The organism is Methanofollis sp. W23 (genome assembly GCF_017875325.1).
Classification (GTDB): Archaea; Halobacteriota; Methanomicrobia; order Methanomicrobiales; family Methanofollaceae; genus Methanofollis.
On sequence record NZ_JAGGMN010000001.1, the window covers coordinates 740149 to 752147 of the forward strand.

The following is an 11999-nucleotide window of genomic DNA, read 5'->3' on the forward strand; positions in this document are numbered from 1 at the left end:
TTATATTTTGTAAATTTTTAATATGTGATATTCTTTTATTTCGATCGGTTATTCTGTCTTTATTTCCCTTAAAATTCTAAATAATTATGCTGTCCTGTAGACGGTCAGGTCTCCTATCCCTTCAGGAGAGAATTCCTTTTTTTCTCCCCTTTCACAGAAGGAGAGAAGGGCGCACATGTGCTCAAATCCTCTCACTGCTTTTTCATGGCTGAAGAGTTCAAACGAAGGTTCAAGAAGCCGTCGAGGGAGGAAGACGATGCACTTGGCCCGTGCCCGCGTCACCGAGACATTGAGGCGGTTGAGACTGTAGATGAACTCGGCCTCTCTGAGGGCGGTCTCGGTATCGCTGACGCCGTACGAGACAATGACTGCCTCGCACTGCTGCCCCTGCATTTTGTCGACGGTATCGACGAAAGGGTCTGATTTCCATGCTCTGCGCTCGGAGAGAGCATGGGTAATCGCCGCGATCTGAGCGTGGTGCGGGCTGACGATGAAAAGGCCCCCGCGCCAGAAGGCGCTGTCGCCGCTCATCGTGGCCGGGTAGGGGATCTCTTGATCTGGCTGGCAGAGTCTCTCTCTCAGGGCGCAGGCAAGATCGGCAACCAGTCCGGCTTCTTCCAGGTTCTCGACGGCGGCCCGCACCTCTTCCAGGACGACGACCGTGAGCGGGAAGGCGGGGTCGAGGACGTACTCGACGAAGGGGTCGCAGGCCCCGGTGTCCAGAAGCCTGATCTCCTGGGCGGCGACGATCTTGTTTGCCGGGCGGTAGCCACAGCCGTACAGGCTCTCTGCAGAAAAGCGGGAGAGCGTCGCGTTCATCCGCCAGTTCTCCATGAGCTGGACGGTGTAGGAGGAGTCCCCCCCGGTATCCCGGCGTCTCAGCCAGGCGAAGACCGAGTCCTGCAACTCGTTCTCCTTCTCGTCCTCGTCGGTGCTGTGCATCACGACCGGCGGGAGTTGGAGGTCGTCGCCTGCCAGGACCAGTCTGCCCTCGCCGCCAAGGAGAGGGAGGAGGAGGGCGAGTTCGCCGAACTGCATCTGCGAGGCCTCGTCGATGATGAGGAGGTCGAAGCTCGGGAGTGAGGACCGGTACTTGTAGAAGGCCTGGGCCGTCCCGCCGAGGACGAACCGCTCTGGGACGCGGGTCATGTTCTTGACGACGTCGTGACCGAGGACCAGGAGGGCGTGCCCCTTCGGGCTCGTCGCTTTCTGGAGTTTGCAGACCGAGAGGTTGAGGCCGAAGTCTCCGGCCGTCATGTCCTGGAGTTCGAAGAGGAGGTTCTCGATGGCGGCGTGGGTGAGGGCGCTCACCGCGATCCTGATCTGGCCCTGCCTGGCCTTTGCGATCGTCTGGATGGCGTGGGCGAGGAAGTGGGTTTTGCCGGTGCCTGGCGGCCCCCAGACAAGGGTGAGCCTGTTCCCAAGGATCTGGGTGAAGGCCCGCGTCTGGCTCGCGGTGAACCCATCAAGCGCCGCCAGGTCTGGACGGCAGAGGGGCGGCATCGGCACGGCGAACTTTCCCGGGTCAGTGAGGAGGGTGAGGAGGTCGTGCTCTTTCAGGGCGTCCACCTCCTCGATCTGGTCGAGGATCCTGGTGGTGGCAAAGTCGGTCGCACGCGGGAAGAGGAGGGCATGGTCGCCGGCCTCGAACCGGTCCTGCTCGGCGTCGTACCTCACCTCAAGGGCGAGGCGCGAGACCTGGCCGCTCCGGTCTGTCCTGACCTCCTTCACCCCGGCAAACCTCACCTCGCCCTGCGGGGGCCTGGTGGTGGCCACATAGAGGGCGTCGTCGAAGCCCTGAGCGGCCCGTAGTCCGTCTGTGGTGGCAGGGACGAGGAGGTAGCCGGGAAGACCGCTGGTCGTGGGGAGGGCCGCCTCGTCGAGGCCGGAGAGCACCTCCCACCACTCGCCGTCGACGCACCGCAGCCTGACCCTGGTCCCGTTCCATTCGGCCTCGGCCTCAGGGAGGCACCTGGCCCGCCGCATCTCGGCCGCCGCGGTGGCCGCCTCCTCTCTGACGGTCCCGACAAGGGCGGCGAGTTCTGGGTGGGCGTAGCGGTGGACCGGCGGGAAGGCGAACTTCTCGGCCCACCGGTGCGGGTGCGAGCGGTCCCTGAGGGCGCTGAGGAGGTCGCCGGCGGTACGGAGACGGCGGGCGACCTCGTCTCTTGTCCACTCGACCGCCTCAGGGCGGTCGCCGTACCATGCCATCGCGACGGCGTCGCTCTTCATCAGGTTGCCGAAGGCCGGCCAGAAGAGATCTGAAGGCTTGAAGGCCGCAGGGTGGTCTGGGCCGAGGAGGGCGGCGAGGGCGGCGGGGAGGCGGGCCGCGACCGGCACCGGGAGGGCGGCCGAGTCGTTGAGGAGGCGCGAGAGGACCACCACCGGGTACCTGGTCCGCCTGCCTTCCACGCCGGCATAGTACTGGAGGAGCGGGCGGGCCTCGGCGGCGGTCTCCGGATCGGCGGCGACCTCCCTGAGGAGGTCGAGGAGGAGGAGGCGTTCGCCTTCGTCGAGGACATAGGTCTGGAGGGATCGCTGGTCCATGAAGGATCGGCCTTCGTTGTATGCGTCGAGAATTTCGAGTTCATGAAAGAGCGCCCTGACAAATTCTTTGCCGACCTCCCCGCACTCCTCAGGGGTCCGGGCGACCTGCACCCAGACCTGCGAGGGCGAGGGGTAGACCTCCTTGCCCTTGAACCGCCTGAACCCCGCGGCATAGAGACGGCCCCCGACTGGTTCCTTCTGGAGGGTGATGACAAGCCCGATGCTCTCGTTGATCGGGAGGGAAGGCGAGGCCCCGTCGAGCGGGACGACCTCCCCGCTCGTGAGGGCCTGGACCTGGCGGCGCAGGCGCTCGCCCTTCCCCCGCAATGACCCGCAGCGTTCCAGGGCGTCGTCCGCATCAGGGCAGGAGAGGAACCCGTCGAGGGCGTCGAGGGCGTCGACCCCGAGGTCATGGAGATAGCGCCTGGCCCCGGAGGTGAGACCTGGCATGAGGGAGACCGATCTGGTTTCATCTGCCTCCTCCTGGCACGAGGAGAAGAAGGGGCAGGACTCGCAGTTCGGCCTGAGGTGCCAGGGGAGATCGTGGGGAGAGGTGCTCATGATCGCCCCGAGGTCGTGAGCGAGGAACGAGCCCAGCACCCGCAGGTCAGGGGCGATCTCCACGGTCTCAGGGGCCTCGGCGTCCTGGAGCCATACCCCTGCACAGGTGCGGTCGACACACCGTTCGATCCCGTGCTCAGCCAGGACCTCTTCGATGATGAGGGCGTACAGGGCGACCTGGACGCGGTGACTGGTCTTCACCTGGTCGGTCGCCTTGAGGTCGATCACCCTGAGGCGGTCGTCGTCGACAGACCATATGAGGTCTGGATGGCTCTCGTGAAAGGAGCAGAGGCCGGGGTCGAGCCCATACCGCCGGTAAAATCCTGGCGGGGCGACAAGGGTGGACTGGTAGATCCCGGTGCCCGCCGGCGCCCCTGCAAGGAGGCGGAGGCTCTCCTGCACCCCAAACCGGCGTTCATGGAGGGGGCCGGTTCCTGGGGCGACCTGCACCTTCCCCGGGATCCGCCTGCCAATGGCCTCTTCCTCCCATGCAAACCCCTTTGCCCTGAGCAGGTCGGTGACCATGCTCCGGTCTTCTGCGGGCTCAGGGATGCCGAGGGCGGCACGGGCCTGCGGCGGGGTGGCGGCGTACCTGAGGAACCTGGGGCACTGGTGGTAGAAATAGCGAGCGACAAGAGAGGGGCTGAGGTTGTGCTGGGGCATCTGATAGATCAATAGTGAGGGAGGGCACAAATAGTCGGTGCCCCTCGCGCACATTCTTATAGGGGAGAACCGAGGGAGTGCGTGTCTGCAGAGGGGGGAGTCTATATGGTCCTTGCATATCTTACAGCGCCGCTCTGGTCCCCGTACGTCGCGGGTGCCGGGGTCGGCGTGATGGCGGTGCTCTCGTTTCTCCTTGCCGACCGCCCGCTCGGGTGCTCGACGGCGTTTGTCAAGACAAGCGGGATGATCGAGAGGGCGGTGCGGGGAGAAAAAGTGATGGAGCACCCATATTACCGAAAATACGTCCCGAAGATCGACGGGGCATGGATGGTCGTCGTCGGGATCGTCGTCGGGGCGTTCCTCTCGGCGATGCTCTCCGGGGTCTTCGCCCTTGCCTGGGTGCCGCCGCGCTGGGGCGAGACCTTCGGCTACGACCCGGCAGTCCGCGTCCTTGCCGCCCTGGCCGGCGGGTTTCTCCTGGGGTTTGGCGCACGTTGGGCCGGGGGGTGTACGAGCGGGCACGGGATCAGCGGGACGCTCCAACTCTCGGTGAACAGCATCATCGCGGCGGCCTTCTTCTTCATCGGCGGGATCGCGACGGCGATGGCGATCTACGGGTTCCCGTTCTGAGAGGTGAAGAGCGATGCTGACGGCACTCCACAAAAATGCCAGGGCCCAACTGTTCATCGGGCTCCTGATCGGGACCGGGTTTGGGTTCTTCCTCCAGAAAGGAGGGGTGACCACCTACGATGTCATCGTCGGCCAACTCCTCCTCCAGGACTTCACGGTGGTGAAACTGATGCTCTCGGCGGTGGTCGTCGGGATGGTCGGGTTCTATCTCCTCAAGGGGAAGGGGATGGCGCAGGTCCACTGCAAGAACGTGACCCTGGGCTCGGTGGTGATTGGCGGGCTTATCTTCGGCGCCGGGTTTGCGGTCCTCGGTTACTGCCCCGGCACCGTTGCCGGGGCGGTCGGGCAGGGCTGGCTCGACGCCCTGGTCGGCGGGGTCGTCGGGATGGTCCTTGGCGCCGGGATCTTTGCCAGGCTGTACCCGCGGCTTGTCGGCGGGGTGCTTGCCCGCGGCGAGTACGAGGTCAGGACTATCCCCGAGGTGCTCGGGGTCAACGAGTGGGTGGTGGTCGGGGGCGTCGTCGTCCTGATACTCGCAGTGCTGTACCTGCTTGAGGCGCTGGGGGTGTGAAAGGGATGGACCGGCGGTGAGGGTGGAATCCGTCCGGGTGTGGGTCAACCTTCTGTTTGCCTGCCATTTCCCTCCTCTTCTCCTGAGGATCGGTTCCCCAGGTCCCTGAGGTGAAGAATGGGCCAGAAAGGGTTTTGTAAAAACTCTCACCTATTGTGCTATTGTGTGGGGAGAATGTATGTCGCCCCCCTTCCCATAGTCTCTTGGCAGGGGCATTGCCCCCGGACCCTGAGATCAAGATTGTGTCGAGGAGGCAGAGTAGACAAACATTTTTGAGTTTCCCTCTGCGCTCAAAAATCTCATCCTCCCATCCTCACTCCTCGTTCTCCCCGCAGAGCTCTGAAGGCAGAGGTTCGGCCTCCCCCTCCCGGTGCATCCCCTTCCCGGTCCGGCGCCTGATGAGATATTTGTAGAACTCGTGAGAGACGAAGAGGAGGATCGGGAAGGGTACCAGCAGCAGGAGATAGACAGGCGGGACGCTCGCGGTGTTGAAGACCGCCTGGACCGGCGGGGCGGTGAGGAGGAGGAAGATCCAGATCGCCTCCAGGACCACGGCGACGATGAGGAGTTTGTTGGTGAAGAGGCCGCGCTCAAAGGCCGAGAACTCCCAGGAGCGGAGGGTCCAGACATTGGCGAGCTGGCAGGTCACCGCCCCGAGGAGAGTCATGGTCATCGCCTGCCTGTGGAGTTCGGTGCCGGCGATGGAGAGGTCGCCGTAGTGCCAGCCCATCAGATACAGGAACCCGAGGAAGGCGGTCATCGCAGCGGTCGCCTCGATGATCCCCAGGAAGAAGTAACCCCGCTTGAAGACCTCGCGGTCCAGGATCCGCTCGGTCTTTCCCACCGGCGGGATCTCCATGATGTCCTTCTCATGCCGCTCTGAGCCGAGGGCAAGGCCTGGGAGCATATCCGACCCAAGGTCGATGGAGAGGATCTGGATTACGGTGAGCGGGAGCGGGATCCTGAGGAAGAACTGGAGGATATACGGGACAATCTCGGGGACATTGGAGGAGAGGATGTAGGTGACGAACTTTTTGATGTTGAAGTAGACGGTCCGCCCCTCCTCGACGGCGGCGACGATGGAGCAGAAGTTGTCGTCGATGAGGACCATGTCGGCCGCCTCTTTCGCGACCTCGGTCCCCTTCAGCCCCATCGCGATCCCGATGTCGGCCTTCTTGAGGGCCGGAGCGTCGTTCACCCCGTCGCCGGTCATCGCCACCACCTCGCCGTTCTTCTGGAGGGCGGTGGCGATCTGAAGTTTCTGGTCTGAGCGCATCCTGGCAAAGAGGACGTCTTCGTCCCTGAGGATCTCTTCCAGGCGCTCTTCAGAGATCCCGGCCAGGTCGTCGCCGGTGATCACCCGGTCCACCGAGAGCCCGATCGCCTCTGCCACCGCCCCGGCGGTGATCGGGTTGTCGCCGGTGAGGACCATCACCCTGATTCCGGCCCGCCGGCAGGTCGCGACTGCTCCCGGCACCTCGGCCCGCGGCGGGTCCATCAGCCCGATGAGCCCGAGGTAGACGAGACCCTCCTCCTCCTCGCCCTCGCCGTAGGCGACCGCGAGGAGACGGTAGGCCTGCCTCTCCAGGGCTTCGGCACGAGCGGCGATCCGTGCCCGTTCCTCCTCGTCGAGGGGGACGACCGTTCCAGTGCGGTTCCTGAAGCCCCGGCACTTCGGGAGGACCACCTCGGGAGCACCCTTCGTGAAGATGAGGCGGGCGCTGTCTCTTGCATGGACCGTGGACATCATCTTGCGCTCGCTGGTGAAGGGTATCTCGGCCACCTTTTCGTAGCCCTCTGGCCCCACACAGGCCTTCCTCGCCGCGGCGACGAGGGCGAGTTCGGTGGGATCGCCGTGGAGGTGGTCGCCCTCGATCGCCGCCCGGCAGTTGAGGAGTGCGGCCATGAGGAAAAATTCCAGGCGTTCGTCAGAGCCCTCGGTCCGCCCCTTGATGACCGCCTCGCCGTCGCCCAGGTAACCTTCGCCGGTGACCGAGACCTCTTCTCCGCTTGAGAGGACGATCACCCTCGCCGTCATCTCGTTCCTGGTCAGGGTTCCTGTCTTGTCGGTGCAGATGACCGTGGTGCTCCCGAGTGTCTGGACCGAGTCGAGGTTCTTGATGAGAGCGTTTCGCCTCGCCATGTGCTGACTCGCGAGTGAGAGCGAGAGGGTGATGGTCGGGAGCATCCCCTCAGGGACATTGGCGACGATGAGGGAGAGGGCGAAGATCGCCGCGACGAGCAGCCCGTACCCGGCAAAATAACTGAGGACAAAAAAGACCCCGCCGACCAGGACCGCGGCGAGGGTGAGGATCCTGGTGATCCTGACGATCTCTTTCTGCATCGGGGTCTGGCGCTTCTCCACCTCCCTGGCAAGGGTGGCGATCTTCCCGAACTCGGTCGTCTGCCCGGTGGCATAGACCACTGCCGTCCCGTTCCCCGAGGTGACGGTGGTCCCGGCGAAGACGACATTCCTCGCCTCAAGGACTGAGACCGCCGATGAGGGGTCGGCGGTCCGGTGGCGCGGTCTCGACTCGCCGGTGAGCGTGGAGAGGTCGACATAGAGCGAGTTCACCCCGGTCAACACGGCGTCGGCGGCGATACGGTCACCCTCTTCAAGGAGGAGGACGTCGCCTGGCACGACCTCACGGGCATCCACCTCTTCGGCGACGCCCTCGCGCCGCACCGTTACCATCGAGGGCATGAGTCGCAGCAGCGCCTCGACGGTCTGGTCGGCCTTGTACTCCTGCCAGAAGGCGAAGGTGGCGTTGATGACCACCGCCCCGGCGATCGCGTAGCCAAGGATGTCGTAGCCCTCGCCCGGCGCCGAGGCGTCGGCGATGAGAGAGAGGACGGCGGCGACCTCGAGGAGGACGGCAAAAAATTGGGTATACTGCCTGAGATAGACCCTGAAATAATTCTTTTTTTCTCGTTTCTGGATGACGTTTGGCCCGTGGACGCGGAGACGTTCACTGGCCTCCGCTCGACTCAGCCCCTCCTCCCGTGATCCGGTCTGCGCATAGAGTTCGTCGCGGTCTCCGGCATAGATCGCCATCTGCCTTCACCGGCAGGGCATCAGCCCCAACCCGCTCTCTCCGCGTCCCTGATCCTATATATGTGATCAGGCGGATTTGCAGAAACTTCCCTGCCGTCTCGCACCGAGGGGTGGTATGGAAGCAGTACCCTTCGGATGCCCTTGCAAAGAGAGGGGTCAAGGGTCCCTCCCCACTCCGGAGAACTGCAAAGAGAAATTTTCATGGAGGTCATCCAAAAACTTCTCTGGCCTTGATCGGTGAGGAGAAGAGGTTTCTGAAGCACGATGCCGTTCAAGAGATTGTTGCCGCCCCGCCCCTATCTTCGTCGTGGGGGGATCCCGGTGAGAGCAAGGAATCATTCTGTATGCTCGCTGTGGGCGGCACGGTTGATCGGCCCGCCTTCCTCAGTCACTCACACGAGGGGCGTTGCCTCTGAAAATCTCTGGATGGCAATTGAAGCAGGGAAGGCAGATGAACCGCCGAAAAAAGTCTTGATTCAGTTTTTTAGAATTCATCTTGATGGTTCTCTTCGCCGGGGGGCTGGCCGCCCCCCGTTCCCCCCCGCATCACGATAGGGAGGTGGACTGCAACCTCCTCTCTGTGGTCATCTCTCCGCCTTCCCGACCCAATCGCAATCCTGGGGGTTCGGGGTGCTCGCCCCCGGCACAAGGGTGGAGGAAGGCACGTCGATCTGATGTGCCGCCCTCAATTGCAGAATCTTCCCTGCCGTCTCGCGCCGGGGGGTTTCACCCCCCGAACCCCCCACGGACCGAAGATAGCCGAGGGGCGGCGATGGAGAGGTGTTCACACCAGTTCCCCTGTCACAAGGAGAAGGATCAAGGATCCTTCCACACCCAGAGACTTGCAATATGGGCTCTGTAGAAACCCTCACCTATTGTGTGGGGGAGACGTGTGTCACCCGCCTTCCTACCCCTTTGGCCAGGGACGCTATCCCCGGACCCCATACGCGATGAAGAAATCTCGTCGCTTGCTTTCTCTCTCTTTTTCAAGAATGAAGAACCGGCGGGAACCTTGTTCCATCGCCGCCACCGCCTATCTTCGTCGTGGGGGTCCGGGGGTGAAACCCCAGCGCGAGATGACGGTGAACGTTCTGCGCTTGAAGGCGGCCATTCTGATCGGCGTGCCTTCCCCACCCCACGCGCCGGGGGCTCTGCCCCCGGACCCCCGAGATCACGATAGGGGTGGGAAGGCATCATCAACGACTATAAGGAGGACATTGCTGTCTGCCACCTATCTTCACGCGGGGGGACCGGGGGGTGGCAAACCCCCCGGCGAAGAGAACGATCAAGAGGATTTCTACAGAGCCGCAATATGATATTTTCATCCCCTATGCTTGAGGCGGGCACTCCCCTCATGCCCGATTCTACAAAGCCGCGACACCAACATCTTCGGACACATTTCCGCCTTCCCGGCCCAATCGCCATCCCGGGGGTTCTGGGGGGCGGCGATTGAGTGATCCTCCTGTCGCGAGGAAAGGGAGGGATCCCTTCCCATCTCGAAACGCTGCTTAAGGCAATATTCAACCGCGTATGCGTGAGCCTGGTGTTCGTCGCTGATTCCCCGGAACCGCTCAGGCAGTCTTGCCGTCGAGATAGTCCTCGAAGGCCTGGAGGGCCGCGGGCAGGTCGGTCCGTGCGAACCCGACCCTGAAGTGGCTTTCGCCGTATTCGTAGGCCGTCGAGGGGAGGAGGAGCACCCCGCTCTCCTGCACGGTCCTGACGGCAACGTCCTCCGCGCTCTCGCCGGTGAGCAGGCGCGGGAACCCGATGGCGCCGGCCGTCGGGCGGACCCAGGCAAAGAGATCGGTGTGGCGCGCGAGGAAGGCGTCCAGGAGGGCGAGGTTGGACCTGATGATCCCGAGGTTGCGACCGACGATCTCGTCGATATGCCTGAGAGCAAGGGCGGTCAGGAACTCGGAGGGGGCGCTGCAGCAGATGGTGGTGTAGTCCTTGAGAGACGCGACCCGCCGGCGCAGGTCGGCGTCCTGCGTCGCGGTCCACCCGATCCGCAGACCGGCAAGCCCGAAGGCCTTGGACATCACGCCGACCGAGACCCCTTTCTCGTAGAGATCGGCCATCGGCGGGAGGCGGTCGGCAGGGTCGTACTCGAGGAGACGGTAGACTTCGTCTGAGAAAACCCAGGCCCCGGCGTCCTCGGCGATGTCCCTCACCGCCCGAAACTCTTCGAGGGTCATGTGGCACCCGGTCGGGTTGTGCGGGGTGTTGATGACCACGGCCTCGGTCTCCCTGGTGACGAGGTCCTTGAGGGCCTCGATGTCAGGGCGCCACCTGTCCTCGTCGCGGAGCGTCCAGGGGGAGACCCGGCACCCGATGGACCTCGCCACCTCGTGGAGGGACTGGTAGGCCGGGGACATGACGACGGCGTGGTCGCCTGGGCCGAGCATGGCATGCATGCAGAGAAAGATCGACTCTTCAGCCCCGGCGGTGAGGAGAACCTCGTCGGGACCGAGCGCGGAGTACATCCCGGCGACCTCCCGGCGTACCGCGGGGCTGCCGGCCGACTCGGTGTAGCCGAGCCAGAGGTCCCTGAACTGTTCTTCGGCTTCCTCTTCCAGTGCCAGGAGGTCGGCGAGGTGCACCGACTCGCAGTCTGAGGTGCAGAGGAGGTGGGGTGCCGAGAATTCATACTGTGCGAGAAAACGTTCGAGTTTGAAGTCGTGAAGAGGCATAAGTGATGGCATTGGTTTTTCAGGGGGATAAAGGATGCCGCCCCGCACGTACGTACGTCACGGACCGGCGACATTGCACTCTCAGAACGCCTCCCCTCTGCCTGCTCTTCACCCCTTTGGGCCTGGGGACACGAGCGTCGGCAAGCGTGAGAGGACCAGTAGATGGAATAGTCCTCTTGATGTCTCTCTGTATCGAGGGGTTGGTCGCCCAAAAACCGAAAAAGGCAAGGGATTACCATGAAAATGATCCTTACGATTATCTCTCCAGGTTATTATGGGAATTTGAACCCGCAAGATCTCGTTGAAGATGATATGAAGATGAGAGAGGCACCTTCCTTCAGCATTATCGGGGTTCTGCCTTCCCGGCTCTATCTTGCCTCCAGGGGTCGGGGGGCACCCCCGGACCTCCCACGGAGAGAGGAGAGGCGGTGGCGGCACGATGCAAGATTTCTGGCTGGTCCCCTGTCCAAGGAGAATGACCACAGATCTTCCACGCCCCAGAACTCTGTGACATGGAATATTCAATCGCGTATGCGTGAACCAGGGGTTCATGCCTGATTTTACGGGAGCATATCCCAGAACGCTCTTGGAGCGAACATCCCCTCGAACCGAAGTGCTCTCTTCCAGAAATCCAAAACATTCTCCTCCAGCGGAGGGCGTGCCGTCCCTGGCATGGGCGTGGGGTAGGCGATGAAAAACCAGGGATCTCTTCATTTTTATCCATCGCTCTCATCGGTGAGGATGAGGACGGGAGAGTTTTGGGATCCCCCGGGGGGAAAAATCACCTGCCGATGCAGGCGTTTTGCGTCTCCCTGGTCACGATCAAGACCGGCACCGTCGACTTCCTGAGCACCTCCTCAGAGACCGACCCGACCACCGTTCCAGCGAGGTTGCTCTTGCCATGACTGCCCATCACGACCAGGGAGACCCGCTCTCTCTTTGCCGTGGCCAGCACCTCGATAGAGGGGTAGCCCTTGCGCACCTCGGCCTTCGCCCTCATCCCGGCGCCCTTGATGGTCGAGAGGATATTGTTCAGTCTCTCCTGTGCGTTCTCGCGCATCCGTTTTTCAAGTTTGGCGTCGTACTCGACCATCCGGTCACCCGCCAGCCACCCGATCCCGGTCGAGACGAGATCGATCTCCCGCTCGTCCAGGACATGGACGACGACCACCTCCTCGGTGCCGGCGGCCTTGAGGGTCTTGATATAGTCGAGGGCCTTGTATGAACATTCTGAGAAGTCAGTGGGATATAGCACTTTTCTAAACACCGAGATCACGCTCCT

6 protein-coding genes are annotated in these 11999 nt (G+C 62.9%); 2 read left to right on the forward strand and 4 right to left on the reverse strand.

All coding sequences use genetic code 11. From position 1 onward, the window contains the following. Positions 1 to 84 precede the first annotated feature (84 nt). Positions 85 to 3771, reverse strand: a complete 3687-nt coding sequence (locus tag J2129_RS03135; RefSeq protein WP_209629389.1) for an AAA domain-containing protein — start codon at positions 3769 to 3771, stop codon at positions 85 to 87. A 105-nt stretch (positions 3772 to 3876) separates the two neighbouring features. Between J2129_RS03135 and J2129_RS03140 the strand changes: the two genes are divergently transcribed. After that, positions 3877 to 4401 carry a YeeE/YedE thiosulfate transporter family protein gene (locus tag J2129_RS03140; RefSeq protein WP_209629390.1) on the forward strand — a complete coding sequence of 175 codons (525 nt, stop codon included), beginning with the start codon at positions 3877 to 3879 and terminating at the stop codon, positions 4399 to 4401. A 13-nt stretch (positions 4402 to 4414) separates the two neighbouring features. After that, positions 4415 to 4972, forward strand: coding sequence for a YeeE/YedE thiosulfate transporter family protein (locus J2129_RS03145; RefSeq protein ID WP_209629391.1), 558 nt, complete (start codon positions 4415 to 4417; stop codon positions 4970 to 4972). A gap of 313 nt (positions 4973 to 5285) precedes the next feature. Here the strand turns inward: J2129_RS03145 and J2129_RS03150 are convergent, their stop codons facing one another. From J2129_RS03150 to J2129_RS03160, 3 genes are all read right to left on the reverse strand, one after another. Next, entirely contained in the window at positions 5286 to 8027 is a 2742-nt protein-coding gene (locus J2129_RS03150) for a cation-transporting P-type ATPase (protein WP_209629392.1), read from the reverse strand. 1571 nt (positions 8028 to 9598) lie between these two features. After that, positions 9599 to 10729: an aminotransferase class I/II-fold pyridoxal phosphate-dependent enzyme gene (locus tag J2129_RS03155; protein ID WP_245320569.1), complete on the reverse strand. Its 1131-nt coding sequence runs from the start codon at positions 10727 to 10729 to the stop codon at positions 9599 to 9601. A gap of 769 nt (positions 10730 to 11498) precedes the next feature. Next, positions 11499 to 11984 carry a universal stress protein gene (locus J2129_RS03160; RefSeq protein WP_209629393.1) on the reverse strand — a complete coding sequence of 162 codons (486 nt, stop codon included), beginning with the start codon at positions 11982 to 11984 and terminating at the stop codon, positions 11499 to 11501. Positions 11985 to 11999: the final 15 nt, after the last annotated feature.